Source organism: Pedobacter suwonensis (genome assembly GCF_900111825.1).
Classification (GTDB): Bacteria; Bacteroidota; Bacteroidia; order Sphingobacteriales; family Sphingobacteriaceae; genus Pedobacter; species Pedobacter suwonensis.
Map to the genome: position 1 here is coordinate 79,791 of NZ_FOJM01000019.1, position 25,741 is coordinate 105,531.

Below are 25,741 nucleotides of genomic sequence, written 5' to 3' on the forward strand. Positions count from 1 at the left end.
TGTGATACTAGTCCCAAAGATTTTCCAGTTCCTCTAGCGTGAGATGGAAGGAAGCGTGGTCTAAGATGAATTCGTTGATTTGCTTGATGTTAGGGTGACCAGCCATTTTAGGATATACACCTTTCATCTGGTCGAACAGGATAAAAAAGTCCTTTTTTTTACCGTCCTTTTCCGCAAGTGTTTTAAACACTAGTCTTATATCTTGAAGGATGTCTGGAACCAATCCCAATTGCTGTTCCTTGTCTTTTCCTTTTGTGCCCGCAAATCCAAAATCTGCACTACTCAAAAGAAACATCCCTTCAGGTAATTTCGCCTTTCCCATCACTTCTGATTCATCCTGATCGGCTAAAATATCAACGCCTTTTTCCCAGCGATGCGGTAAGGGAGCCGTATCCTTAAGATTATTGCTAGTTGCTTCGGATTGCCTGCCAAGCAGGTTTAAAACTTTCCTTCGGTAAAACAGAAGAATGACGGCCAAGTACCAAACTAGGGTAAGTACCGATGCGGCAACCAGAAAATGTTGCCATGTGAAATTTTGTAACATAACTTTGCTTTTTGTAGAACACTCCATTGTGTCCTAACGGTGAAGCAAAGTTTCAAAGGCTATGATTCTTTGATTGACAACTACTTAGTGACCTACCTAAAAATTTATTTGAAAAGGGCATTTAGTAAACAGGTTTGTACTCATCTTCATCATCTAATTTTTTAGTGATTGCTGAAGCCATTTCATCTATATATTTCGTTCGGCTCAACCGTTTTCGTTGGCGAATTTCTGATAGCCTTCTGTACGGCCTGCCGATATTTACCTTAAATACTTGTTCTATTGTTTTAACAATATCAATAATGTTTGCTTTTCCATCGTTGATCTGTCCGGTAAAATACCATCCATAAGCTATTTCCAATAAATTAATTGTATCTCCTGTCCACTTCAATTTAGTGTCAATAGAATTTTGGTTTTTAGAATCGGGATTTTTGATTTCCATTATTTTATGCTCAAGCCAATCTTTAAGCATCTCATATGCTTTCATCTTCGCGAATAGATAATCACTATTGGTAGAAAAATTCGGATCTGGATCTGGCAGTTCGGGTAAGAGAACACTCTGAATCTCTACACCTCTAATAAAATACAAGTCGTCCAATTCATTGGCGTTGAGCTTGTAATATTGATAATGAAACTGATACTGGGAAAAGAATCTCTCTATGTAAAGTAATTCTTTACGGAAATGTTCTAGTTGGGCTTTTGTTTCCCCTAAAGGTATTCGGCTCTCAATGGTATACAACTCTGTAAAATATATTTGCCAGCAATAGAAATTAGGCTTTATATACTTGAAAAATCTTATTTCATCTTCCTTTGCACTGAAAGGATTCTCATTGAGGAAATTTCGCAATTGCTTTAATGCAAATGCAATTGGCTTTAGAGCTGTTTTCATCTTTAATAGCGGGTCGCTGACCTCAATAGCAATTTGTTCTAACTCTCGTTCAAGCTTTTGATAAAGCTTCTCACTAAACTTTTGAATCATCTTGATATGGATTAAGTAACTCCTGCCGCCAGCTAATTATTTAGCTACCAAAACGGTCAGGGAAAAGGTAAGCTTCGCTTCATAGGCAATTCACGTTAATGTTTACTGATATATTGATGTATACCAAAAATTGATGAAGCAAATTTGTAGAACAATAGGAAAAATTGAAATAAGTGACATAGCGTATTTTGCTACGTAATCACTACGTATTTTAACTAAAAAGGCTTTTTCGGATTTTAGATTGGGTTGTAACTCATCGTTTTAATGAGTTCTTCGCGGTTATTGACAGCTGTTTTGTTAAAGATATTTTCAGCATGTTTGTCAACAGTTCGGGGCGATATAAATAAGCGTTCTGCGATTTCTTTATATTTTAGTCGCTGACAAATCATTTTCACCACTTCTATCTCTTTAGCTGTGAGGCCGAACTTTTTACCATTAGCTTCTATCAGCTTCTCATCACAAGATAGCAAAGCTATTTCCAAAAGCAATTTGCTCTCTCTTCGCGCCGTAGCAATTGAACGCCTGATAAATATAATAGTAATGATGATAAACCCTGTATTGGTAAATAGCACTTCTGTTAACTGAGATACATGCAGATAAGATAATACTGGCATTGATAGCCATGGGGCAACTGCACAATACACCGCAAGCATTTCCACTATATCACGCTTTTCGCCGTCTTTTGAATATTTTATCCAAATTGCTCTAAGTATGGCCGTTAATACAACAAAAGCGTAAACAAAGGGAATGAATGTTCCAAACTTAATGGCATCATCCAGATTTTCATCAACCCAATACCCAATAACGAAAAAAACAACATAAGGCGCTATCAAGAATAATGGAACACCATATATTGCATGGAATCGTAACTTCCTTAACCCAAAGCCTCTGTAAAAGTAATATGGAAAATAACAGGCCACCAGAAAACCGCTACCATAGGCAATGATATTTTGTGCTTTGATAGAAAGATTAATTTCTGGATCGGGAAACAAGCCTCCCGTAATATTATAAATGATGAGTAGGAATAATAGAATTGTATACCACAATCTACTCTTATCTTGCGGTCTAAATAAATAATATACACTTTGATAAAAGAACATAGCGATTTCCAGAATCACGAACATGAAGGTCACGATGTGCATCTCTGTGCCAAATACTAGCATAGTTCTTAAATCCTCTCTTTCTCGTCACTACTACTACTGTGAGTCGCGTTTTAAAAAAAATAGTTTATAGCCCAAATCGAGCTGGTCATATATTTTAAAGCCAAATTTTTGATACCATGGCAAATTTTGCAGTGTGGAAGTTTCCAAATAAAGCGGTCTATCCATCTGCTTACTATCTGCAATGATCTCTTCTAATAATTTTGAGCCATGTCCTTGTTTTTGACTTGCTGGGTCAACCCCAACGAACCACAGATAATACATGGCGAATTTGGGCTGAAGCTTTTTGATTTTTGTTTCTCTCGAAAGGGCTTTGCCGATATTAGGTATGCCTATAGTCTTAAGAATAAGTTGAATATCTAAAAGAATAGATTTGAGATTAGTCTTTCTTTTGTCGGGAAATAAAATTAGTGCGCAAGCATTTTTATCGTTTGAGAGAAATACTTTGCCGAACGCGTAACAGAGGTCAAATGAATAGGACATTAGGAACTCGATACGCTCCTTGATTTTGCTGTCCCGCTGAACAATGTAATTTACGCTATGATTGTTTTCAAAGGATTTTGAGAGTATATCGATTACTTTATTTTTATCTGCATAAGTAGCTGTTAACATACAAGTAAACTTAACTATTTAACAATTTTACCTAAACTTAAAAATACAGTTCTCAAAAATAATACCAATTTTATTTAATAATCATTGATTACTAGATGGTTATTGAATTAGTATGATATCAAAACTAAAAAGCCCATTGTTACGGTTGTTGTCATCCGTAACAATGGGCTGTGATATCATGAAAACTATTTTATTTCTTGTTTAGTAGTTCATTTTTCTCCTGCTCACTTTTTAGTAAACGCTCGTAAAGTTCAACAATCTTATCGATAGGATTAAAGTTAGGACTGATAAATACCGATGCTGATTGATCATGATTATTTACAGTGTTCGCTATAATATTGACCACAGCTTCTTCATTAAAATTTTTGATTGCGTCAGAGCTTACTCCCAGCGCCTTAGATATTTTATTTAATGTTTCATCATCTACATCTTCACTCTGCTCAATCTTCGATATAGTCTGTTGACTAAGACCTAATTCCATGGCTAAAGCATCTTGTTTAATGCCTCTAATCTCCCTAATCCGACTGATTTTTCTGCCTAAATGTGTCTTTTTAAATTGCTCTTTGGTCTCCATACAACAAATATAAAAAAAATTACTGTGAGTATTATACTCTCATTATGTGGTAAAATACCACAGATTTTGGTGGGTTACGGCAATTAAACTCTGGAAATTCGCATAACAAGTAAATACAAAACTATGAATAATGAGGATGTCATTTCTAAAAAACAGAGGTGAACCGCCGACAGGCAACTTTCTATTATAAATGCTAACGTTAATCAACCTACCATGAATAATAATTACAAGATTGCTATGCAAACGATCATAAAGAAGCAAAATCAAGATGTAAATTTTGCCAGGTTCAAAGAAGGTGATGAGAAAGGGCTAGAGTTTTTCTACAAACGATTATACCCCGCTCTATACTTCTATAGCTTTAGATATATCAAGGATGATATTAATGCGGATTGCATAGTTAATGAAGCTTTTCTAAGGCTATGGCTGGTTAGAAGAAGTATTCAGGATCCGGATCATATTGAGCCGTTTATTAAAAAGCTTACGACTCAGGCCTGCAAGGCATATTACAGGACGTCTAATAAAAGGTTTCAGCGGAATATGCTAAGACTTGATGAAATCGAAAATTATGATGAATTTATTTTCGGACATGATCCTGAAATTGAAGAGGACACGGAGGTAATTTGCCAGGAAGAACTTGAAAATGAACTGAAGGAAAAGTGGATTAGGTTAAAAACATTGATTCCCAACCTCACTCAAGATCAACAATTAATTGTCAGGTTATGCTTAAAATACTCCTTCAACTATGACCGAATTGCATGGCATATCGGTGGGATTTCTGACTATCAGGTTGCAAGAAAAGTGGAAAAGACACTTGAATCCCTTAAGGCCATTTTTACAAATAGCCAAAAGCTGGAGATCGTTGGAAACAATAATAGGTTCAGATTTGAAGGGGATTTAAATGAAGAACAATCTTCAATCCTCCATATGCGATATCAACTGCAATACAGTTTTGAGGAGATTTCTTCTGCCTTGAATCTGGATCAGGGTTATATCAAGAAAGTGTTTGTAGGCGCAAGTATCAAAATTAAAAAAGTAAAAATGTAAGGTTATGGAAAGTAATAAGATGGTAATTACGCGAAAAATTCAGTTACTCATCGATTCTGAGGACAAAGAGGAAGTGAAAAAGATGAAGGATCAGCTTTACAACTGGCAATGGATTACTTATCGATCCGCAAATATGATAATGAGCCATCATTTTGTTCAGGAGCAGGTGAAAGATTTCTTTTATTTAACAGAAGACATCAAGCTAAAAATCGCTGATGAGAAAAAAGAAGAAAACGGTATTTTGAAGTCCTCTTGCCAAAACACCACTTATCGGTTACTTTCTAACCACTTCAAAGGACAGATACCAACCAATATCCTAAGCAACCTCAACAATACCCTAATTTCTTATTTCAACAAAGAAAAGTCAGCTTATTGGAAAGGTGAAAAATCGCTAAGAAACTATAAAAAAAACATTCCCATGCCCTTTGAGGCTAGTGTAATCTCGAAGTTTGTCTACACTCCGGATAGACGGAATTTTTCTTTTAAACTTTTTAAAATCCCGTTTAGAACATATTTGGGAAAAGACAGAAGCGATAAAAAAATAATGCTTGAAAAAATTATGAACGGAACTTTAAAGCTTTGCGTCAGCAACATCCAATTGGATAAGGGGAAGATATTTCTACTGGCAGCCATTCAGGTAGATAAAGAACAGCATACCTTAGATACCTCTATTATCGCAGAAGCTTCGCTATCCATAGAACATCCCATTACTGTTAAGATAGGAAAATATGAGCATACGATTGGTACAAAGGAAGAGTTTTTGCATCGTAGATTAGCTATACAGGCTGCCATCTATCGGGTACAAAAAGCTGTTAAATTTAATCGTGGCGGTCATGGCAGTAAACGTAAAAGGAGAAGTCTCGTAGATTATCAGCATCAGGAAAAACGTTATGTAGAATACAAATTGCACTTGTATAGCCGGATGCTGATTAACCTCTGTTTAAAATATCAGGCTGCAACATTGTTACTGCTAAATCAGGAAGAAAAAGAGGAAATCGCTAAAGATGATGTCTTCCTGCTGCAAAATTGGAGCTATTATAGTTTAAAAGAAAAAATCGCTTATAAAGCTGCAAGAGCAGGTATCCAGATGATCGTTGAGTAAACAACGCTGTTAAAAGTTCTTTGAAAATAAATAAATATAAGCGGCTGCTTATACAGCCGTAGAGTGAGGTTAGATTAGCACTCACTAATTATTTCATATAGGCTTTTATCAATTCTAAGGTATGAACTTTAAATTCACTTGTAAACAATTACAATTTTCTTGATGGTACACATAAAAGTAAGAAGTGTTGTAGATTATTAGTATCATAAAAAACACTATCAAGAATGCAAAATGTAAGTTTAGACAACTTTATTAAAATTCCTTTGAAAATAAATTAGACATTAGAGGTTGCTTGTACAGCCGCAGGGTGAGGTCATTAACACTCACTAAATTTTTTTATATGAATTATATCAATAGTAAACTTTAAGGTTTCAATTCATTATAAAGCAAAATACAATTTCTTGACGGTACACATAATTTTGTAAATAGGTTAGGTGGTCATGGCAGTGAGCGTAAAAGTTAAGCCAGGTTTTGAAAATAAATTAATTTATAGAGGTTGTTTGTACAGCCATAGGGTGAGGTTACATAATAACTCACTAATTTCGAAAAATACAATCTCTTAGCGGTGCAGGTAATTTTTCGCTGGCATTCAAATCATTTATAGAGGCTGCTTGTACAGCCGTATGGTGAGGTTATATTAGCACTCACTAATTTTTTCATATATGTGTTTATCAATCGTAAGCTATAAGGTTTGAACTCATGTAGAAGTAAAATACAATTTCTTAGCGGTACATATAAACTCGCAGGAATTCAGATGATCGCTGAATAAAGTGTGGTGTTAAAAGCTTCTTAAGAATAAATTAGAAATTAGAGGCTGCCTGTACAGCCGTAGGGTGAGGTTACTCTGACACTCACTAATTCTGTATATGGTTTTATCAATCGTAAACTATTTGAAAGCAAATACATTGCTTCTGCTGTTTTCCGGTAGCGTAATCTCACCAACCTATTCATGAAGTTCTTTAAAACCATAGAAGCTATCGCGTGAAAACCGGACTATTCTACTGGATTAAGATATATTCACCAACGCTGAACGAGTGGCCAAAATGTGGGTATCATGTGCATTTGCAATAATCTCATCTTGCATTTTTGTTGCAATTTACCAGTGGGTGCTTAACTTTTATCATTACTTCATCGATTTATGAAATTTACATTTCCTCTGATTTAAATTTACCAAATCTCTTCACGTCGATAAGCAGCAACTGTTGGAGGGTTACCAGGACCAGCTGGCTGCCGGCACAAGGTGATACAACGACTGATCAATCGAATTTAAAATAATAGGAAAGGTCTCTTATCCTTTCTATTTGTTCATCAAGATGATCTTTTGATACCTTTTTATCATAAAAAAGAAATTTTCTATGATAGTTTATATACTGCTCTAAACCTAAATTTAATTCAAATGCTAGTATTAAAGCCTTTTGAGCGTTTTCAATTTCATCTTTATTGCCAGCGAACCTGATATCACTTTCGCCATATGAGATCTTCACTAATCTAATTAGTTCTGTATCATTTAATTTATCATCCATTTGTTTGTGTCTTGAGATTTATTCAACCAGATTTCCTTCGCTTTTTGAGATTAATTGAGTTCTAAGAACTGATATCTATGAATTTGTATTACAGCGATATAGCCAGCTATATCTTTAAAATGGTCAGATTTTTCAAAACCTAATCTTTCAAAAGTTTTAGTGATACCATTAATTGTTACTATATAGGTTATTAAGCCAACCTCAACTCGGTAATCCGAATCATTATGATTAAATTCATAAATCTTACCAAAGACCGAGAACTCGAATTTGAAATTTTTCGCCTTTAGTGATAATAACAGAGCGTCATTTGTTTGACTAATCCCTAAAATAAAGTTCCTAAGCTCCTTTATGAACCTCCGCTTTTCAAGTTCATCGATTAAGTCTATCTGAATTTTTTTATCATCTAACTCAGTTATTTTAACTATCTCATTGGGGTAAGTATTTTTTAGTATTTCCAAAAAATGAGTTTTTTCCATCGTTTTTGAAATTAGCTATAAGACTTTATTTACTTTATTGTTTTTAACTAACCATTTCGCATGGGAATATTTCATTAAAAATGTCATAGATGTTTTTTGCACTTTCGAAAGTAGCAATCTGCAAAGCCTCTGCTATTGCCAAATTAAACACGGGTTTACATTTTTCGTAGTAACCACAATAATAATAGGTGGAATCATGGTTATTCTCAGCAATCATCCAGAATTTTTTAAGTGTAGACATATTTTGAGTAGTTTGTTGAGGTTTACAATCGGTATAAAAAACTTACATTTATTATAAATCTAAATTAATGAATAAATATACAACCTTTTTTAAAATTGTATGTGTAGCTATTGTTCTGGTCATAACAAATACTGATCGAGCGAAACATTCAATAGCGGTTGAAGAAATTTTAACTAAAGAATGCAGTAAAGCAATTACAGAAGAAATCCGGGAAAGTAAAAATAACTATCAGGCAACCAGTGCTGGTATTGGACTGCTTCTAGCATCTTCTTTAATAGATAAATAAATAATTATTTACAATAATTCTATTTTAACTCGTATTTTACTTTGGTCAACTTCTTTTCTGCATAAATATTAGCAGAATTAGTGTGAAGAAGTTACAATAAAATTTGCCATGGCACATTTGCATATCTATGATGTTGTTTTTTTACATAAATAGCTTTTAAAGATATACTATTGTGTTAGACCGTTAAACTTTAAATTTAATCTCTCCGTATTAAATGAAAGCTATAAAAGATCAGAGCGAAATCCAATATCTAATCAACCACTTTAAAAGCAATGGAATAGTAAGTGACGAAATGGCCGCCTTCATCAAAACCGAATGATTTCTTCAAACTTTTGCAAAGGGAAAGTTTCTAGACAGCCCTCTGGAGGAAAAACCTCACTTATATTATATATTGGATGGAGCTGTCAGAGGCTTTGTAAAGGATGGACCAAATGAAATCACAACCTGGATTAATCTAGGGAACAATATTGTTGGATTGACTAGTTTTGAGAAAAGCTATTCCATTCAGGCTTCACAATATATTCAAGCTTTAATAACCACCCGGGTAGTCGTTCTTCCCTACAAGTTAATCATGAGCCTATTCGAAAATTATCCAGAAATGCTTATTGTTAGCAGAAACCTTTTATGGAAACATTATCAAGAATTAGATGAACGTAATTATATGGTAAGATTGCCCACTGCCGAAAAAAGGCTGACTCGCCTAATGGAGACACATCCAGAAATTTTAATGGTAGTACAGCATAAGCATATTGCAAATTACCTATGTATGAGATTTGAAACGTTAAGCCGTTTAAGAGCTAAACTGATTAAAAAAACTTATTGATGGAACGTTGGCCAAAGTCTACAGTATAGCGGTTGCTAAGAGGATATTCAAACAGATTGATGGGGTTGGTAGTTATATTTGAGTTTTATAAGCCTTCCGGTACTAGTTCATTTTTCCTTTGTTAACCCCAAGCTCCCCTGCAAATTTGGAATTAAGTGGTTAGGATAATTCAGCTCAACATTCAATATGGAGATATAATCAGACTGGAGTCGTCAACGAAGAACAAAATAATCAGCTATCTTGATATTTGAGCCGTTCATACTGAGTTGCCATTCAAGTCCATAAGTATGATTGGGATAATATAAATTAATAATATTCTAATAATTAGGAATTTATACAAAATTACAGCTAAAAATGCTAAATATATTAGCATTTTTCGATTTAAATTTCGTCACTTTGTATATATCAATTTATTCAGATTATGCAAAGGGCGATTGTTCATTTAGACCTAGATACATTTTTCGTTTCCTGTGAGCGGCAGAGAGATTCTAAGCTAGATCACGTTCCTTTAATCATTGGTGGTGGGGAGCGTGGTGTGGTGGCCTGTAGCTCTTATGAAGCTAGAAAATTTGGTGTACGCACTGCCATGCCCATGCGTTTGGCGCTACGGCTTTGCCCACAGGCTAAAGTAGTTAAGGGCGATATGGATCTGTATTCCAAAAAATCCCGTGAGGTAACTGACATTATTGGTGAAAATGCTCCAGTGATGGAAAAGTCATCGATTGACGAGTTCTATTTGGACGTTTCTGGAATGGATAAATTTTTCGGCTGCTATAAATGGACAAATGAACTTGCGGGCAAAGTAATTAAAGAATCAGGCTTGCCAATAAGCTTTTCACTTTCCGTTAATAAAACGGTCTCTAAAATTGCTACAGGCGAAGGAAAGCCCCTTGGCAATCTCGAAATTATACAAGCTCAAGTTAAACCGTTTTTAAATCCACTGCCAGTAGATAAAATTCCTATGGTTGGTAAAGAGACATCACAACTTCTGTCAAGGATTGGGGTTCGCAGAATTCAGACTCTTTCAGAAATGCCGAAAGAAATGCTTCAACAAATCTTGGGAAAAAATGGATTAGAGCTATGGAAGAAAGCAAACGGAATTGATAACTCTCCAGTTGAGGCCTATAAAGAAAGAAAATCAATCGGGACAGAACATACCTTTCATCATGACACCATAAACCTTGAGTTGCTAAATGGTCTTTTACTTGGAATGGTGGAAACTTTAGCCTATCAATTGCGGCAAGAACAATGGCTAACCTCTACCGTAACAGTAAAAATCCGCTATGCCAATTTTGATACGGAAACCAAACAGCGTCGCATTAGTTACACCTCTGCTGATGATATACTCATAGACGTTTCCAAAGATCTATTTAGACAGCTTTTTACTCGGCGTATGAGGTTGCGTCTCATCGGTATACAATTTAGTGGATTGGTGCACGGTACCTATCAAATAAATTTATTTGAAGATACTTTAGAGAAGATTGCCCTCTATCAAGCGATGGATAAAATGAGAGACCGTTATGGCGTGGATGCAGTAATGCGCACTTCTGGTGCGTCTAATTTAAAAAAGGGTAAATAGATGTTTTTAAATTGTCATTCCTATCATTCCCTCAGGTACGGCACCATCCCTCTGGATGAGCTGGTTACCGAAGCTACCAAATTTGGAGCCTCCACGTTGGCCTTGACAGACATTAATACCGTCACTGGAATCTATGATTTTGTAAGACAGTGCAATGCTGTTGGTATAAAACCATTAGTGGGTATGGAGTTTCGTCGCGATAACGAATTACTTTATATAGCGCTTGCAAAAAATGCAGATGGCATTGCAGAAATGAACAGGTATTTGACGAATTATAATTTAGAAAAAGCTCCATTACCCGACGGTGCACCTGCTTTTAATGATTGCATTGTGATCTACACATTAGAATCAAAACCTACAATGCTTCGTGAAAATGAGTATATAGGTATTCGATCTGACCAATTGACCAAGCTTTACGCACAATCCGGTTTAGGTAAATTTGTAGTACTTCATCCGATAACCGTACGTTCAAAAAAAGAATTTAATCTACACAAGATTTTACGGGCAATAGATCTGAATATTTTAGGATCTCTGCTTAAAGAATCTGACTGCTGTTTACCCACGGAAATGTTTACCACAGAATCTGGGTTGATTGAAAAATTCAGCGCCTTTCCGGAAATCATCAAAAATACGGAGGCGGTTATAAGTTGTTGCAACTACGAATTTGATTTTGAGACGCCTAAAAATCGTAAGTTCTACACCAATGACCGACTTTCAGATATGCAATTGCTTACCAGCTTAGCCCAACACGGTTTCAAGACGAAATATGGCAATAATAATAAGGTGGCCAAAGCTAGGTTAACTAAGGAATTGAAGGTGATTGATCAATTAGAGTTTAGCGGTTATTTTCTGATCACCTGGGATATCATCAGATATTCAAATAGTATGGGATTTATGCATGTAGGACGAGGAAGCGGCGCAAATAGCATCGTTGCTTATTGTCTTGGAATAACGGCAATTTGCCCTATGGAATTGGATTTGTACTTTGAAAGATTTCTTAACCTAAATAGAAAAAATCCACCTGATTTCGATATAGACTGGAGCTGGCAAGATAGAGATACAATCCTGGAATACATATTCACACGATATGGTCGAGACTATGTGGCTTTTTGCGGAACTAATGTAGAGTTTAAACATCGTTCAATTTACCGCGAGATTGGAAAGGTATTTGGGTTGGCAAAAGATGAGTTGGATAAGATCAGTTCAAATGCTAATGCATTGAATGAAACATCAATTACGAGGCAGATACGAGCATATGGAGAAATGCTTAGAAAGTTTCCAAACCAGCGGAGCATGCATTCATGTGGCATTCTGATATCTGAAAAACCAATAACAAATTATACTACATTGGAAATGCCACCAAAAGGTTTCCCGATTGTTCAGTTTGATATGCACATTGCGGAAGAAATTGGATTTGAGAAGTTCGATATCCTAAGTCAACGCGGTCTTGGATCAATCAAAGATACTGTACAGCTCATTAAGAAAAACCAAGGCATTAAGGTAGATATCGAGGATACAACACTATCACTCAATGAGGAGAAAGCTAATGAATTTCTAGCAATAGGCAGAACTATTGGATGCTTCTATATTGAAAGCCCTGCAATGCGTGGATTGCTGCGAAGGTTGAAATGCAACGATTACAAGGTACTTGTCGCCGCATCCTCCATCATTCGACCTGGCGTTGCACAAAGCGGAATGATGAAGGAATATATTTTCCGGCACAACAATCCAGATAAATTTGAATACTTCCATGATGTTTTTAAGGAACAATTAGGTGAAACTTATGGTATAATGGTTTATCAGGAGGATGTGATCAAAATCGCATTACATTACGGCGGTCTTCCGGCAGAAGATGGGGATGTTTTAAGGCGTGCCATGAGCGGTAAAGGAAGGTCTCTGTCTGCTCTTCAAAGGGTAAAAGACCATTTTTTTGAATGTTGCTCGCAACAGGGCCATCCATTAAAATTGAGCGAAGAAATATACCGACAAATTGAATCCTTTGCAGGCTATTCATTTTGTAAAGCCCACTCTGCATCCTATGCGGTTGAGAGTTACCAAAGCTTATATCTGAAGGTGTATTATCCAATTGAATTCTCTGTAGCGGTCATTAACAATCAGGGGGGCTTTTACAGGACTGAGGTATATATTCACGAAGCCCGGATGATGGGCGCTAACATACATAACCCCTGTGTGAATAGAAGTGATTACCAAACAAATTTGAACGGTAAAGACATTTTTCTTGGATTTATGCATTTGCAAGGTTTGCAGCTTAATGTAGCAGAAAAAATCGTTGCGGACAGGGAAGAAAATGGCGATTATTTATCCTTGGAAAATTTCATAAAGCGTGTAGAGGTTGGGATTGAGGGTATTCAGACCTTGATTTGTATAGGCGCATTCAGATTTACTGGCAAAACAAAAGCTGAGTTGATGATTGCCGCAAGACTACTGCTCATTAATCATAAACCAAGCAAAAATCACTTGCTGATTGAAGAGCCAATAAAAAATTACACGCTTCCTGTTTTAGATAGAGACCCTTTGGAGGATGCTTTTGATGAAATTGAGCTGCTCAGTTTTCCTACTTCATGTAGCCCTTTTGAGATATTGCAAACAGATTATCGCGGAGAAGTATTCGCAAAAGATCTGCTGCAGCACCATAAAAAACAAATTAAGATGCTCGCTTATCTAATTTCTACTAAACATGTTCCCACTAAGGCTGGCGATATGTTTTTTGGGACATGGATTGATGTAAATGGAGAATATTTCGATACTGCCCATTTTGCAAATTCATTAAAGCGATTCCCATTTTTGGGCGGTGGTATTTATCGATTTACCGGTAAAGTTGAAGTTGACTTTCATTTTCCAACTATTACCGTAACCGAAATGTACAAGGAACCTTTTGTGGCTGATCCGAGATTTTCTAGCAGTGATAAAAAATTTGAGGTGCAGAACAAATTGAAACCTGATGTGAGTATGACGAACCGAAAACCATATCCCCAAGAACATGAGATAGGATTGCCAAGGAAATCTGCATTCAATTAATTAGAATCTATCATAGGCTGCGGTTTTGAAGAACAAAATCGTTTGTTTAATAATTACACGACAAGTAAATCAAATCGCTTAAAACTTAAATATAAATTATCCCACAACTTGAAGCACTATACGTCTAGAATAATGCTAATATATTTAGTAATTTTAGTATTTATTTTCTAGCTTTGAGTTATTATTTGTTGAGTATGCTGAGATTAAGGAAACATCGTCAGAAGAGAGATGTATTGGGGTTTCGTCTACCAATGCTTACGCATGAAGAACCAGAACTGGATATTTCTGAAATCATTGTTATGGATCCAGATAATACGTTCTTTATGAAAATGGGAACCGATACCATGACTAATCAACATATTAAAAAAGGTAGTGTGCTTGTCATTGACAGAACATTAAAGCCAGTCGCAAACAGTATTGTTGTATTTTTTTATGAAGGAGAATTCTATACCAGAAAATATGAACCTCAATCAGATAAGCTGATTTTAAGTGCAGATAATGTTGAGGATAATATTATCATTGAAAATGGAGAGTTATGGGTTTGTTGGGGCGTGGTCATATTGAATTTGAATCCATTGATACAGCCTTTGCACAGAACAGGGAGGTATGTGAATGTATGCGCATGTTGACATCAATAATTGCTATGTAAGTTGTGAGCGGCTTTTTAGGCCAGAATTGGAAGGACGTATTGTTGTTGTATTAAGTAATAATGATGGTTGCGTAATTGCTAGAAGCAACGAAGCTAAAGCGATAGGAATAAAAATGGCTGACGCCGAATTTTTGGTACGACAAAGATTGAAAGAGTCGAACGCAGTTATGTTCAGTAGTAATTATGCATTGTACGCTGATATGAGTGCAAGGTTGATGAATAATTTGGCGAGATACACTTACTTGCTCATGGTCTATAGTATTGATGAAGCTTTTATGGCCCTGGGAAATATTGCTGATCTTGATCTTGACAAACACACAGAAACTATTAGCACAAATGTTTTTGATCATACCGGACTTCCTATAACCGTTGGTGTTGGTCCAACATTGTCTTTAGCAAAGCTGGCTAATAAATCAGCCAAAAAAAAAGGTCGTAAATTTCTGGTTTTAGATACTGCCGAAAAAATCAGTGAGACTGTAAAAGATTTCCCTATTGAAGATGTTTGGGGGGTTGGTATGGCATACTATAGTAAATTACAGGAAAACAACATCGTTACCGCTCATGACTTTAGAGAGTTGAAGGCAGATTTCGTTAGGAAGCAAATGACTGTGCAAGGTTGGCGCTTGCATCAGGAACTTTGGGGAATACCTTGTAATGAAATTAAAGATGTAGCAGAACGATCAAAGGGTATTGAGTCAAGCCAGAGTTTCAATACGTATCAAACTGAATTAGAAAAAGTTGAGGAAGCGGTGGCTATGCATGCGGGTACAGTTGCATTAAAGCTTCGTCAACAGAAAAGTATGGCATTGCAATTAACGGTTTATTTGCGCACCAATAAGCATAATGTTAAACATGACCAATATTATCCAAGCCTCACCGTAAAGGTACCGTTTGCGGCAAATAGTAGTCATGAAGTAACACGTATATGCGTTCAAGCACTAAAAGCAATTTGGCAACCTGGTTACAAGTATTTAAAAACTGGAGTTAGGGCGACTGGTATTATTCCAGCAGGAGAAGTTCAGTATAATTTATTTAGCAACTATGACAATACTAAACACCAGGATATTTCTTCTGTATTAGATAAGATTAATGATCGCTATGGAAGAGGAACGCTTAAATTAGCTACAGAGGGTGTATCTCAAACATGGAAAATGAAACAGGACTATCTGAGTAAACAATATACAACCCAGTGGTCGGACATTATTATTACCCGATAACACAATCCAAACCGGCTATTATGACTTATAATCAACATTATAACTAATTGAATATTTGTTTGTTTTTGCTAAAATTATTAGCTTTACATAAATAAATCTTTTGTAATATGTGTGGACATGTAGAAATAGGCGAACAAAAGGATATCAAAATTGCCAAACGTGATGGCAGTTCTTATACTGCAAAAAGTAACGGTTCTGGGAATCCAGGATCAATGTTACCAGTGGTAACTGATGCCATGCCTGATAAGGTTCAAGAATACCGTTGGGGCTTGCTATCTGTAGATGATGACAAGATACATAGTAAGAATAAACATGCTCGTATCGAATCATTATTTCTAGTTCCCCTTTGGCGCGAATTGGTTGGACGAAAGCATTGCGTGGTGCGTATCCAAGCATTTTATGAGTACAATCGTGAGCAGGAAAAAACCTATAAAATTGAAAGAGTTGATGGGCAACCTTTCTATATCGCTGGACTTTGGGACATTTGGTTCGACATCAAGAGCGGGATTTTGCTGCCAACGTTTACAATGATCACTATGCCGCCAAATTCGGAAATGATTAAGGTACATGATCGTATGCCTGCTATATTAGACCGTAGTAACGTGAAAATATGGATTAATAGTAGCTATACTGCTGAACAGCGTGTAGAGTGGTTACGCAATAATCCAATAGAATCGTCAACACTCTCTATCGTGGTCCATAAAGATCATAAAAAATAATTCAATAAAATATGATTTGTTGAATTATGGAAACGCCTTTTTGCGAGCTATAGATGAGCAAAAGCCGGTTCAGATTGTCATCTCATGGCAGCCAGTTTACCACAGGTTGATTCTTCTTTTAAGAAATCTAATATTTGAATAAGGCTTTTGAATTGAGTTGTCATTGCTTTTCGTATTTGTTACAAAAAAGATACAATTTATCCCAATAGCTTACTAATTTATTCGAAAATATTTTCTGATTTTAGGATTAATGGAAAAATTCAAAGACTTACACGAAAAAGCATCATGGCTTAGAGGTGAATTCTTAAATAGATTCAGTTGGCTTGAAAAGTGTATTGACAATTATATAGCAAAGCATTTTGCAGGAGACGATGTTCAAAAGCAAATTGATATGCACCTTTTGTTCCTCGGAGATAATAGAGTTACAATGGATAACAAAAAACAGATTTTCCATTTTTTAGCAGAAAGCTATGATCTTGAATGGTATAAGTCATACAAATCTGAAATATTTGAAATTCCTTCAAAAAAGAGAGCTATAGCTATGAATAGGGATTTAACAGAATTAATAGTGGTTAGAAATATTTTTGCTCACCGAATAGTAGAACTAAATCCGGAAGAAGGCAAGAAAAATGGTTATGTGGGTTTCGCTACTTATAAAAACTACAAAGATGTGACTTATATCGGTGATGAATATTTTTTAAGAATGATAAATGCCATGTATAGTATCACAGATTATGTTGATAAAAGATCTTTAAAACTGTAGTTGCCATCGCTCGCTTTTTTACACCATTTGCAAATAAACCAATTTCGGTTATCATTCTCCAACCATAAAAAATACACCAAATTCCAAACAGAATATCAAATTATATGTAAAGAATAAAGGCGTACTCCGCAAACTACGCCCCTTTATTGTTCTGTCCAAGTAGTATAGTAGGCTACAATGATACACCTTGTGACTCATTCTGTTCATCCGCATTTTTTTCTGACTGAGATTGTTCTCCCTTTGGATATTTGGCCTCAATTTTTTTACACTCTTCTAGGAGCAATTGCTCCACATCGCTCTTGATCTTTTTATAATTTTCGGCAACGTCGTATACCGATACTTTGTCTATGATAGGAATAGGTTTATAACTGGCTTCTTCAGCGGCAAGGGCTTTGTGGTCATTCTGTATCTCGCAGTGGAACATCTTCAATTTGATTTTCTGTTCTGGATTATCGGCTACAATGCCCACAAATTCGCCTGAAGATAAAGCGGAAATCTTAGAAGCAGGAATGGCATAGTCCATTTGGGTTGATTTTGAAATCGAAATATCGCTACTGTTGGTACTTTTACTTTCCCTATCCTGCATAATTTTGCCAAAATTTTCGCTTAATTTCTTGGCCGTATCACCAGTAACCTGACCACTGATGATATTTCCCACAATCCCCGTAATCACATCGGCCTGCTCTGCGCCATAATCCTTTTTCAATTGGCTGAAATCCTGCACCGCTAATGTAGTAGCAACCTTATTGCTACGTGCTGTGGCGATTAAGCTATCCATATTGTTGAAGTAGATTGTCGGGAACTCGTCGAACACCAAACTACTTTTCAATTGATCTTTACGGTTGACGAGTTTGATCATTCTTGAAATATAAAGGGAGAGGACAGCTCCATATACTTGTAGCTTCTGCGGGTTGTTACCAACGCATACAATCTTAGGCTCCTTGGGGTTATTTACGTCCAGCGTAAAATCATTACCACTTAATACGTAATACAATTGAGGAGACGACAATCTTGCAAGGCCAATTTTCGCACTAGCAATCTGTCCCTCTAATTGTGCCATAGCTTTGTTCTGGTACGCAGAAATGAAGGGATTGACAAGCACCTTGATTTCTTCCTCTTCCTGCAATACTGCAAAAAGCCGGTCATAATCCACCTGCATCAGTTCGATCACGTGGGGCAGCGTACAATATTTTCCATTTTCATATTTCCTTAAATACCAAATGATTGCCGTTAGGAAATTAATTGGGCTTTCCACAAAAAAGTCTCCCTGCTTCTTGATCCAATCACGGTTAAGCCCCATCATAATCGTTCGGCTGGCCTCTGTTGCATCGGTTATATCATCCATCGCATTGGGGTCTAAGGGATTGCAACGATGGGTACTGTTGAGGTCGTCAAAGTTGATAATGTAGAATTTGGGCATAACCTTATAATTAGCTTTATATTTCAAAAGCTTATTGTAGGCGATCTTTGAAAGGTCATCGAACTTAAAGTCGTAGAGGAACATGCTAAAACCTTTTCTGATATGCTGGTCGATGATGTGCCTAATCACAAAGTAGGATTTACCTGCGCCAGGTGTTCCCGCCACGAGCATGCCACGAAAGGGATTGATAAAGTTGATCCAACTTTCCCTTGTTTTATCTTTCAGCCTGTATTTTGCGGGTAAGTTGATGGAATACTCGTTTTCTAGCAACCGTTCCTCCTGCGGAAACGTTTCGTTCTCCGAGTTAAAGACATCATTGTTCAAACTGTCTTTGATCAGCCTGCTTAAATAGGTGCCACCTGTTAGAAATAGTAGATATCCTACGGCTGTAATGCCCATATACGCTATGGCAATGAGTTCCGCTGAGGCGTTAAGGTAAAGGCAAAGTACACTCATGAAATATAGTATTAGACCCGTCAATACATAAGCTATAATAGTTTTTGCCTGCATCTTTTCGTCCTTCTTGCCCTTTACAGCAATAAGAGAAATGATTAATAATAGCAGTGCGGAAAGTTTGGGTGTCAGCATACCCTGGAACAGGCCCGTTTTGGCGATATTGGCAATTAGCCTATCGGTTATTTTAGCTGTCCAGCCCCATTGCGCAAAAGCCTGATGATAGCTTAGGTAAAAATGAATGGCGAGTATAAAAATACTGAGGAGCCTTGTAAAGTCGATGATCTTTCTTAATCCTTGGATGTCTTCGCCTGTCTGCATAATAATGGGGTTAGCGGGTTAATTGGTGTTGCTTCCTTCTTTTTTTCTTTTTTGTCAGTCCTCGCTCTATCTGGTCAAATCCCTGTTTTTCCAAAACCATATCTAGCAGATTGCCCGGTTCGCGTTTGCTTTGTTGGGGCTTTTCTGGAGTTTTGAGGTAACTGGTATGGGTACCTTTAGGCAGGTAGGTTTTTAGCTGTTCTGTCATCGTGAAATGTTGGGTAAGAGCCTTTGCTGTATAGGCTTTGTCAAGATTACTTCCCTTGAAGACACATTTAGTACGATGGTCGATAAAGGTAACGCCATAGGTAAAGCCTTGCTCATTTTGACGAAATACAGCGACAATTTGCTGTTTCTGGAGCTCTTCCATAAAGGTTTGTTTGGTGATGGTTTGGTAGCGATCAATTACCTTAGCGATACGTTCCCTGATGCTGTCCCTATAGGTTTTGCGGATTTCTTTGCTCCGCTCGAACTTGCTTTCCACCTTATCGAGCGTTGGCCTACCACTCAATTGGCTGGCCTTGAATGGGATGCCGATACGTTTCCCACTAGGGTCAATCATCGAATAGACCAGTCCACGTTTTTCGAACATAATGGTTTCTTCCTTGCCTCGGTCTGCAGTGATATTGAACAGTTTGAGAATGGTGTTGTATTCAGTAAAGGAGGTAAATTTGTAGCTTCGTAATGTGGCTGAGACTATGTTGTTGATCGCTCTTTTGGTGGGTGTTTTGCCATAAATTACCTTCCTGATATCAACAGGAGGAATGGCTAATGCCTCACTCTTTTGCCTTCCCTCGGCCTTGACCAGACCAAATTCAACTTCCAGCTCTTTTCGGGCAGATTCCGATGCGGTTCGCCCGATGCCGTGGATATCCATTCTTTCTCCTTGTGCATTGATATTGGTGGTAACGATGTGCAAGTGCGGGTGATTGGCATCCTGGTGCTCGTAGACCAGGTAGGGCTGTTCTCCGAAACCAATTCTTTCCATATAGCTGGCAGCGATCTTTTGAAAGGTTGCGAGGTCAATTTTGTCGTTTCTATCAAAATTCAGCATGATATGGATGGCGTTGGTCTTCACATTGGGCTTTAGGAAAGTAAGATGCTCAAAACGAGAAAGCTTAGCATCGAAGTCAAGTCTATTAAGTTCCGTACCGAAACGGCTGGCCATGATAAGCTTGGCCTCGCCGTTGCTCACTTTGTGCTCGTTGTAGAGTAACAGTCCCCTAATGCTCTTTCCACTGATTATTTTTGTAACCATTTTTCAGTAAGTTGTGAGATGAGAAATAGCAAGCGTTCTACTTTAATATCCACTTTTTTATATAGCTCGGCTATTTGCAAAACGTATTGTTGCCTGTTATTATCTTTGGATTTCTCCTGATTAAATGTCCTTGTGATTTGGTTAATGTTTATTCCTATTGCCTTGAGTTCCTTTCGTATACTTGTGAGCTCTTCCATGGGTGCATTCATGGTTACATCCCTATATGTGCAGTTGATCTTTTCCCTTGTAATGAGCTTTCTAGTAAGTTCGCCCATGCTCTGGCAGGTGCTACCAGCAAGCAGATTTTCCAGTCGCTGATAAGTTTCTTTGTTAACCCTTGTCCTGATGGGATAGTCAAAATTTGTCCGTCGCTTATCAATGTTTATGCTACTCATATTGGCACATATCAAAAGTTCAGGCAGGCACGAGTTCCGAGTGCTTGCTCCGACCATAAGGGCGGCAAGATTTTTTTGTCCTGTGGACAAAAATACATCTTGCCAAACACTCGGGTGTTTGCACTTGGTCTATAGAACAGTGGTGCTGAACTTGGATTTTTTACTTACTTATCGGAAGCAAAAATGAGCTGTGTTTTTGGGAGTGTTTGACAAGGTGTTGGGGAGGTGCTAGTTTTTTTTAAATACCGTTATTCACTCTTTCAATGTAAATTTCTAGAAAAAAACACTTTAATTTTATACATTAGTCTCAATTATTTTTCTAATTATTCAAGCATAAAAGAAACTAGCATTTTAGAATTACAGATACAATTATTTGGAATGGAAAATATATTAAGGCTCACTGAAAGGATTGAAATCGCAACCGAAATAGGAGAAAGTTATTATCGTGAATTTAAAAGTGCCTTTGAGGGTCCTCCAAATAACAAAGTTCTTAGAAATATTAATGAGGTAAAATATGATATTGCCAAAACTCTTGTAGCATTTGCAAATGCAGACGGTGGGGAATTATTCGTTGGAATTGAAGACGATAATTCCGTAACAGGTTTAACTTACAAACCTGAAAAAATTCAAGAAATTTTAAACTCTCCAAAGGACTGCATTCTTAAGGATACTCCTATTACTTTAAAACAGGCCTCTTTAATTGATTACAGAGGTCTTAAAGTTGCATACTTTTCTGTTAGTAAAGGTACAGAGTATGTGCATTTAACAGCAAAAGGCGAATGTTTTCAAAGGAAAGATCGTGAATCCGTCCCAACGGCTTCTGAAAAAATAGTTTATCAGAGAGAGGAAAAAATTTCAAGGGAATATGATCGTGAATTCGTTGATATAGCAAAAGTAACCGATTTAGATCATGATTTAATAGAAAATGTAGCACAAAGAATCTCAAAAATAATCTCACCTGAAAAACTACTTCAGTATTTGGATCTTGCTGAATTTGATGGAGAAAGTCTTAAACTTAGAAAGGCTGCCCTATTATTATTTGCAAAGAAATCAAATAGATGGCACCCTCGCTTACAAGTTAGAATTTTTCTAGTAAGAGGTACTGAAGAAAAAACTGGCAAAGATTTCAATGTTACCGAAGTTGGAGAAGCAAATGGAAATATTTTTCAATTAATAGAAAGTAGTTGGGATTTACTAAGACCTCATTTAACAGATACAAAATTCTCTGACGATGCATTGTTTAGAACACAAATTATGTATCCAGAATTAGCTTGTAGAGAAGCCTTAGTAAATGCTATTACCCATAGAGATTACAGTAGCGAAGGAAGAGGAATAGAGGTTAAAATATTTAATGACAGGCTGGTGATTGAAAATCCTGGCGAGCTACTTTCATCAATCACTATTGAGGATTTAAAATCGTTATCTGGTGCTCATCAATCCAGAAACACTTATGTTGCTAGGGTTCTTAGAGAAACTGGATATATCAGAGAATTGGGAGAAGGAATTAGAAGGATATATGAGTTAATGAATAACAATGACATGGTGCACCCAGAGATAAAATCTGGTAATAAAACATACTCGATTACTTTATTTTATAAGCACGTTTACACGAAAGAAGAACAACTGTGGCTAGAGGGCTTCGAAAGTTTGGAACTTTCAAGAGAACAGAAAACGGTTGTTCGATTAGGTGTAAACGGAAGATTGATTTCGGCAAAAGAAATATTTGAGACTGTAGGTATTGTAGATGAAAAAAATTATAGAGAGTTATTAGAGTCATTAAGAAAAATCAATGTTCTCCAAAGCGTTCATTCTCAAAATGAATTACAGAATCTCAGAAAAAAATATGGGGGTTCTAAAAAAGCTGTACCTCGTTTTCGAATTCACTTGCCTACAATAAATTCCAATGAGGATATGGAAGAAGAGGATCGTTCAGATTATGCAAGGATTTATGTTGGAAATATACCTTATGAAATTAAAGAAGAGGAATTATACTTTGCATTAGGCAAGTTTGGTGAGGTCGTTGATGTAATTATTCCCAGGTGGTCCAATACTGGACAAACAAAAGGATTTTGTTTTGTAGAATTTGACAAAAGACTTTCAGCAAATAATGCTTTAAACTCAACTAGTCCAATCTTAATTTCTGGAAAGAAATTAAGATTGAAAGAAGCTGACAAATTAAAATAAACTAACTCCTTAATTACTTACTCCCCAAAAGAGCTAGAATATCCTCATGCTTATAAAATATAAGTCCACCAACTTTGGTAAATGGTATCGTTCCGTTGCTCCTTAACTTTGCCAACGTACCTGGGGCGATATTAAGCATTTTACGCACCTCAAAACTTTTGAGCCATTCCTTTTGCTCTTCTTTCCTGTTCAGTTTGAAGCTTGGTCTTCTTAACTCTGCAAAAAGTTCCTGCTTGAACTTTTCAAGGTCATCTTTTGTGATCAAATCAAATGTTGTCATAATCGTTTAGAATTTTATGAGTGAAAATTATTGGTGCTAACCATGATTGCCTTCCAATAGGCGTTTGATGTCCTCATTCTTATAATAGAGCAACCCACCAATCTTGGAATAGGGCAAACTCCCATTTATGCGAAGAGTTTGAAGTGTGCTCGGGGATATTTTGAGTATCTGCCTCACTTCGTAGCTCTTTAGCCACTCCTTGTTTGATTCGATTGCGTTTGGCTTTCTAAGGAGCTCCCTTATATCATCCAATAGCTCTGCTTTGAACTGTCTAAGTTCTTCTTTTGTGATGATTTCCAGTGTTACCATATGCTTTGATTTTAAATATTGTGTATTGCAAAGCTGCTGATGGCATTTTGAGATTTTTGACAACCTATGGCATCTTTTTTTGAACATTTTTTTAACAAGTGGCTAGGCAAGCTGTCAACTTTTAATATCAGCATATCCAACTTTTGTATTTTAAACTGTCACGATATGTTAGAACTTGAAAAAGAAAAGAAGATATTATACCCGATACTTATAGTTGATAACCTGTCAAAATCCTTCGGTAAAATAGATAAAACCAATACTGATACTGGTGAAAAACTTAGCCAAAATGAGAAGTTTTTGCTAACTTTAATAGCAAGAATTTTCATCGAAATCACATTAAATGAAGAATTATGAATGCTTTAGGATATATGCGCTTGAGTTCCAAAGACCAGTCAAAATCATTGGAGTATCAGGAAAGCACGATAAGGGATTACTGCAGAAAAAACAGCCTAAGCCTCATTGACCTGTTTAAGGATAATGGGGAAAGCAGTTATACATTTGACCGTCCAGATTACAAAGCATTGGAAAACCATCTTAAAAAGTATAGGGGCGAATGTCAGTTTTTGATTGTACTCGACCATGATAGGTTTAGTAGAAATTTACCCGAAGCTTTATTGAAAATTGCTGAACTGGAAAGAAAATATGGTGTAAAGGTATTATCTACGAGCGAAAGAATAGACCTTGACACTTCTGACCCTGATGTTTTTATGAAAAGGGCATTTGACTATATGATGGCGAACAAAGAGCTATTCAATATAAGAAAGAGAACAAAGCAGGGTATTAGAAATGCAAAAGAAAATGGGCGCTACCTAGGAAGGGCTCCTTACGGCTATAGTAATATTCTGGACGGTACAAAGCGAAATCTGATTGAGATTAATAAGGCACAGGCGATCATAGTCGAGAGGATATTTCAAGAATATCTTGCGGGTATTCCTCCATATCTCATCTATAAAAATGTAAAAGCGATCGGATTTAAACAAACAGGACATAATGCGATTTTTAACATATTAAAAAATAGCATTTATGCAGGGCTGATAAAAGTTCCCGCATATCGTGAACTACCAGAAAAGTATGTCAAAGGTATCCACGAGCCAATCATAACCGAAACAGAATACTGGCTTGTTCAAAGAATGATGATAGAAAGCAGGCGGAGAACAAGGCTCCAGCCCGAAGAGGATTTTCCTTTGCGGGGCGTATTGAAGTGTTCCTGTGGGAAGAGTATGACGGCTGGATGGTCAAAAGGATGCAAGAACTATTACCTATATTACAGATGCCTTGAACACACCAATATAAATATTCCGGGAAAACTACTCCACGAGAGCTTTGAAAAGGTCTTAAAAGGATTAAGTTTTGAAAAGCACCACATAAACTACCTACTTGAAATATACAATACCTTGTTAACTGAACCCTTAAAAATGAAGCAGGAAAAGGGCAAGGAGAAGATAAACGAGCTTAGAGAGATCAATCGAAAGATATTCAAGCTTGAGGAAAGGTTTATGAATGACGAGATAGAAAGCTCCACCTACCAAACATGGTTCAAGAAATTGAAGGAGGATAAGGCCATATTAGAATATTCAATTAGCAGCAGTTCAATGCCAAAAATCAAGAAAAACATTGATATAATACAACGCTTATTGCCAAGGCTTTCTAACCTATACGAGATTTATGAAAAAGGGAATATTACACAGAAGCATACGCTCATTAAAGGGGTGTTCAAACATAATCTTCATTGGGCTGATGGGGCATTTAGAACTAAATACATTGACCCAACATTCTACGACAACCTATTGAAAA

25 protein-coding genes and 1 pseudogene are annotated in these 25,741 nt (G+C 36.6%); 13 read left to right on the top strand and 13 right to left on the bottom strand.

Going from position 1 to position 25,741, the window contains the following annotated elements; genetic code table 11:
- Window positions 1-7: 7 nt before the first annotated feature.
- The 5 genes from BM107_RS21385 to BM107_RS21405 all read right to left on the bottom strand — a co-directional run bounded on the left by BM107_RS21385 (window position 8) and on the right by BM107_RS21405 (window position 3,866).
- The gene (locus BM107_RS21385) at window positions 8-544 is read right to left on the bottom strand and encodes a hypothetical protein (RefSeq protein WP_139222320.1); all 537 of its coding nucleotides are present in this window, start codon (window positions 542-544) and stop codon (window positions 8-10) included.
- Between the two features lie 121 nt (window positions 545-665).
- On the bottom strand, window positions 666-1,520 hold the full coding sequence (locus BM107_RS21390; RefSeq protein WP_090987120.1) for an RteC domain-containing protein: 855 nt from the start codon (window positions 1,518-1,520) through the stop codon (window positions 666-668).
- Between the two features lie 236 nt (window positions 1,521-1,756).
- On the bottom strand, window positions 1,757-2,683 hold the full coding sequence (locus BM107_RS21395; protein ID WP_090987122.1) for a response regulator transcription factor: 927 nt from the start codon (window positions 2,681-2,683) through the stop codon (window positions 1,757-1,759).
- Window positions 2,684-2,716: 33 nt separating this feature from the next.
- Window positions 2,717-3,292, bottom strand: coding sequence for a GNAT family N-acetyltransferase (locus BM107_RS21400; protein ID WP_090987124.1), 576 nt, complete (start codon window positions 3,290-3,292; stop codon window positions 2,717-2,719).
- Between the two features lie 190 nt (window positions 3,293-3,482).
- Window positions 3,483-3,866, bottom strand: coding sequence for a helix-turn-helix domain-containing protein (locus BM107_RS21405; protein WP_090987126.1), 384 nt, complete (start codon window positions 3,864-3,866; stop codon window positions 3,483-3,485).
- A gap of 213 nt (window positions 3,867-4,079) precedes the next feature.
- On the opposite strand from BM107_RS21405, the gene BM107_RS21410 reads away from it, so the two are divergent.
- Together BM107_RS21410 and BM107_RS21415 are read left to right on the top strand one after the other, a co-directional pair.
- A complete protein-coding gene (locus BM107_RS21410) occupies window positions 4,080-4,910 on the top strand; it encodes a sigma-70 family RNA polymerase sigma factor (protein ID WP_090987128.1) in 831 nt (276 codons plus the stop codon).
- A 4-nt stretch (window positions 4,911-4,914) separates the two neighbouring features.
- On the top strand, window positions 4,915-6,012 hold the full coding sequence (locus BM107_RS21415) for a hypothetical protein (RefSeq protein WP_090987130.1): 1,098 nt from the start codon (window positions 4,915-4,917) through the stop codon (window positions 6,010-6,012).
- Between the two features lie 1,256 nt (window positions 6,013-7,268).
- Here BM107_RS21415 and BM107_RS21420 read toward each other — a convergent pair.
- The 3 genes from BM107_RS21420 to BM107_RS21430 are packed head-to-tail and all read right to left on the bottom strand — an operon-like array spanning window position 7,269 to window position 8,252.
- Entirely contained in the window at window positions 7,269-7,535 is a 267-nt protein-coding gene (locus BM107_RS21420; RefSeq protein ID WP_090987132.1) for a hypothetical protein, read from the bottom strand.
- A gap of 50 nt (window positions 7,536-7,585) precedes the next feature.
- Window positions 7,586-8,011, bottom strand: a complete 426-nt coding sequence (locus tag BM107_RS21425) for a hypothetical protein (protein WP_090987134.1) — start codon at window positions 8,009-8,011, stop codon at window positions 7,586-7,588.
- Window positions 8,012-8,054: 43 nt separating this feature from the next.
- Entirely contained in the window at window positions 8,055-8,252 is a 198-nt protein-coding gene (locus BM107_RS21430) for a hypothetical protein (RefSeq protein WP_090987135.1), read from the bottom strand.
- A 67-nt stretch (window positions 8,253-8,319) separates the two neighbouring features.
- Between BM107_RS21430 and BM107_RS21435 the strand changes: the two genes are divergently transcribed.
- The 8 genes from BM107_RS21435 (at window position 8,320) to BM107_RS21470 (ending at window position 17,327) form a co-directional block, all read left to right on the top strand.
- Window positions 8,320-8,538: a hypothetical protein gene (locus BM107_RS21435; protein ID WP_090987137.1), complete on the top strand. Its 219-nt coding sequence runs from the start codon at window positions 8,320-8,322 to the stop codon at window positions 8,536-8,538.
- 391 nt (window positions 8,539-8,929) lie between these two features.
- The gene (locus tag BM107_RS21440; protein WP_090987139.1) at window positions 8,930-9,361 is read left to right on the top strand and encodes a Crp/Fnr family transcriptional regulator; all 432 of its coding nucleotides are present in this window, start codon (window positions 8,930-8,932) and stop codon (window positions 9,359-9,361) included.
- A 421-nt stretch (window positions 9,362-9,782) separates the two neighbouring features.
- Window positions 9,783-10,940: a DNA polymerase IV gene (gene dinB, locus BM107_RS21445; protein WP_090987140.1), complete on the top strand. Its 1,158-nt coding sequence runs from the start codon at window positions 9,783-9,785 to the stop codon at window positions 10,938-10,940.
- Window positions 10,941-13,979 carry a DNA polymerase III subunit alpha gene (locus BM107_RS21450; RefSeq protein ID WP_090987142.1) on the top strand — a complete coding sequence of 1,013 codons (3,039 nt, stop codon included), beginning with the start codon at window positions 10,941-10,943 and terminating at the stop codon, window positions 13,977-13,979.
- 251 nt (window positions 13,980-14,230) lie between these two features.
- Complete coding sequence (locus tag BM107_RS21455; protein ID WP_139222321.1) at window positions 14,231-14,608, top strand: LexA family protein; 378 nt, start codon at window positions 14,231-14,233, stop codon at window positions 14,606-14,608.
- A 46-nt stretch (window positions 14,609-14,654) separates the two neighbouring features.
- The gene (locus BM107_RS21460) at window positions 14,655-15,845 is read left to right on the top strand and encodes a Y-family DNA polymerase (RefSeq protein WP_244278881.1); all 1,191 of its coding nucleotides are present in this window, start codon (window positions 14,655-14,657) and stop codon (window positions 15,843-15,845) included.
- 107 nt (window positions 15,846-15,952) lie between these two features.
- Window positions 15,953-16,564, top strand: a complete 612-nt coding sequence (locus BM107_RS21465) for an SOS response-associated peptidase (protein WP_090987148.1) — start codon at window positions 15,953-15,955, stop codon at window positions 16,562-16,564.
- 250 nt (window positions 16,565-16,814) lie between these two features.
- The gene (locus BM107_RS21470) at window positions 16,815-17,327 is read left to right on the top strand and encodes a hypothetical protein (RefSeq protein WP_090987150.1); all 513 of its coding nucleotides are present in this window, start codon (window positions 16,815-16,817) and stop codon (window positions 17,325-17,327) included.
- Window positions 17,328-17,499: 172 nt separating this feature from the next.
- Here BM107_RS21470 and mobC read toward each other — a convergent pair whose 3' ends face one another.
- Genes mobC through BM107_RS21485 form a run of 3 tightly spaced genes read right to left on the bottom strand, consistent with a single transcriptional unit; the run spans window position 17,500 to window position 21,174 of the window.
- Window positions 17,500-19,521 carry a conjugal transfer protein MobC gene (gene mobC, locus BM107_RS21475; protein ID WP_090987152.1) on the bottom strand — a complete coding sequence of 674 codons (2,022 nt, stop codon included), beginning with the start codon at window positions 19,519-19,521 and terminating at the stop codon, window positions 17,500-17,502.
- A 10-nt stretch (window positions 19,522-19,531) separates the two neighbouring features.
- Complete coding sequence (locus BM107_RS21480) at window positions 19,532-20,779, bottom strand: relaxase/mobilization nuclease domain-containing protein (protein WP_090987154.1); 1,248 nt, start codon at window positions 20,777-20,779, stop codon at window positions 19,532-19,534.
- A complete protein-coding gene (locus BM107_RS21485) occupies window positions 20,764-21,174 on the bottom strand; it encodes a plasmid mobilization protein (protein WP_090987222.1) in 411 nt (136 codons plus the stop codon). Before BM107_RS21485 ends, BM107_RS21480 begins: the two co-directional genes overlap by 16 nt.
- Before the next feature lie 378 nt (window positions 21,175-21,552).
- Here BM107_RS21485 and BM107_RS21490 point away from each other — a divergent pair, with 378 nt between their 5' ends.
- Window positions 21,553-23,358: an ATP-binding protein gene (locus BM107_RS21490; protein WP_090987157.1), complete on the top strand. Its 1,806-nt coding sequence runs from the start codon at window positions 21,553-21,555 to the stop codon at window positions 23,356-23,358.
- A gap of 13 nt (window positions 23,359-23,371) precedes the next feature.
- Here the strand turns inward: BM107_RS21490 and BM107_RS21495 are convergent, their stop codons facing one another.
- Complete coding sequence (locus tag BM107_RS21495) at window positions 23,372-23,638, bottom strand: helix-turn-helix domain-containing protein (protein WP_090987159.1); 267 nt, start codon at window positions 23,636-23,638, stop codon at window positions 23,372-23,374.
- Window positions 23,639-23,674: 36 nt separating this feature from the next.
- The gene (locus BM107_RS21500; RefSeq protein WP_090987161.1) at window positions 23,675-23,947 is read right to left on the bottom strand and encodes a helix-turn-helix domain-containing protein; all 273 of its coding nucleotides are present in this window, start codon (window positions 23,945-23,947) and stop codon (window positions 23,675-23,677) included.
- 165 nt (window positions 23,948-24,112) lie between these two features.
- Here BM107_RS21500 and BM107_RS21505 point away from each other — a divergent pair, with 165 nt between their 5' ends.
- Together BM107_RS21505 and BM107_RS25370 are read left to right on the top strand one after the other, a co-directional pair.
- Window positions 24,113-24,301: a hypothetical protein gene (locus tag BM107_RS21505; protein WP_139222322.1), complete on the top strand. Its 189-nt coding sequence runs from the start codon at window positions 24,113-24,115 to the stop codon at window positions 24,299-24,301.
- A gap of 14 nt (window positions 24,302-24,315) precedes the next feature.
- Window positions 24,316-25,071, top strand: a pseudogene (locus tag BM107_RS25370) (recombinase family protein); the annotation flags it as partial.
- Window positions 25,072-25,741 lie beyond the last annotated feature (670 nt).

What these genes read in the sequence shown, in the direction of transcription:
- BM107_RS21385 (WP_139222320.1), bottom strand. Translation starts at nt 544, where the DNA reads ATGTTACAAAATTTCACATGGCAACATTTTCTGGTTGCCGCATCGGTA.
- BM107_RS21390 (WP_090987120.1), bottom strand. Translation starts at nt 1,520, where the DNA reads ATGATTCAAAAGTTTAGTGAGAAGCTTTATCAAAAGCTTGAACGAGAG.
- BM107_RS21395 (WP_090987122.1), bottom strand. Translation starts at nt 2,683, where the DNA reads ATGCTAGTATTTGGCACAGAGATGCACATCGTGACCTTCATGTTCGTG.
- BM107_RS21400 (WP_090987124.1), bottom strand. Translation starts at nt 3,292, where the DNA reads ATGTTAACAGCTACTTATGCAGATAAAAATAAAGTAATCGATATACTC.
- BM107_RS21405 (WP_090987126.1), bottom strand. Translation starts at nt 3,866, where the DNA reads ATGGAGACCAAAGAGCAATTTAAAAAGACACATTTAGGCAGAAAAATC.
- BM107_RS21410 (WP_090987128.1), top strand. Translation starts at nt 4,080, where the DNA reads ATGAATAATAATTACAAGATTGCTATGCAAACGATCATAAAGAAGCAA.
- BM107_RS21415 (WP_090987130.1), top strand. Translation starts at nt 4,915, where the DNA reads ATGGAAAGTAATAAGATGGTAATTACGCGAAAAATTCAGTTACTCATC.
- BM107_RS21420 (WP_090987132.1), bottom strand. Translation starts at nt 7,535, where the DNA reads ATGGATGATAAATTAAATGATACAGAACTAATTAGATTAGTGAAGATC.
- BM107_RS21425 (WP_090987134.1), bottom strand. Translation starts at nt 8,011, where the DNA reads ATGGAAAAAACTCATTTTTTGGAAATACTAAAAAATACTTACCCCAAT.
- BM107_RS21430 (WP_090987135.1), bottom strand. Translation starts at nt 8,252, where the DNA reads ATGTCTACACTTAAAAAATTCTGGATGATTGCTGAGAATAACCATGAT.
- BM107_RS21435 (WP_090987137.1), top strand. Translation starts at nt 8,320, where the DNA reads ATGAATAAATATACAACCTTTTTTAAAATTGTATGTGTAGCTATTGTT.
- dinB (WP_090987140.1), top strand. Translation starts at nt 9,783, where the DNA reads ATGCAAAGGGCGATTGTTCATTTAGACCTAGATACATTTTTCGTTTCC.
- BM107_RS21450 (WP_090987142.1), top strand. Translation starts at nt 10,941, where the DNA reads ATGTTTTTAAATTGTCATTCCTATCATTCCCTCAGGTACGGCACCATC.
- BM107_RS21455 (WP_139222321.1), top strand. Translation starts at nt 14,231, where the DNA reads ATGCTTACGCATGAAGAACCAGAACTGGATATTTCTGAAATCATTGTT.
- BM107_RS21465 (WP_090987148.1), top strand. Translation starts at nt 15,953, where the DNA reads ATGTGTGGACATGTAGAAATAGGCGAACAAAAGGATATCAAAATTGCC.
- BM107_RS21470 (WP_090987150.1), top strand. Translation starts at nt 16,815, where the DNA reads ATGGAAAAATTCAAAGACTTACACGAAAAAGCATCATGGCTTAGAGGT.
- mobC (WP_090987152.1), bottom strand. Translation starts at nt 19,521, where the DNA reads ATGCAGACAGGCGAAGACATCCAAGGATTAAGAAAGATCATCGACTTT.
- BM107_RS21480 (WP_090987154.1), bottom strand. Translation starts at nt 20,779, where the DNA reads ATGGTTACAAAAATAATCAGTGGAAAGAGCATTAGGGGACTGTTACTC.
- BM107_RS21485 (WP_090987222.1), bottom strand. Translation starts at nt 21,174, where the DNA reads ATGAGTAGCATAAACATTGATAAGCGACGGACAAATTTTGACTATCCC.
- BM107_RS21490 (WP_090987157.1), top strand. Translation starts at nt 21,553, where the DNA reads ATGGAAAATATATTAAGGCTCACTGAAAGGATTGAAATCGCAACCGAA.
- BM107_RS21495 (WP_090987159.1), bottom strand. Translation starts at nt 23,638, where the DNA reads ATGACAACATTTGATTTGATCACAAAAGATGACCTTGAAAAGTTCAAG.
- BM107_RS21500 (WP_090987161.1), bottom strand. Translation starts at nt 23,947, where the DNA reads ATGGTAACACTGGAAATCATCACAAAAGAAGAACTTAGACAGTTCAAA.
- BM107_RS21505 (WP_139222322.1), top strand. Translation starts at nt 24,113, where the DNA reads ATGTTAGAACTTGAAAAAGAAAAGAAGATATTATACCCGATACTTATA.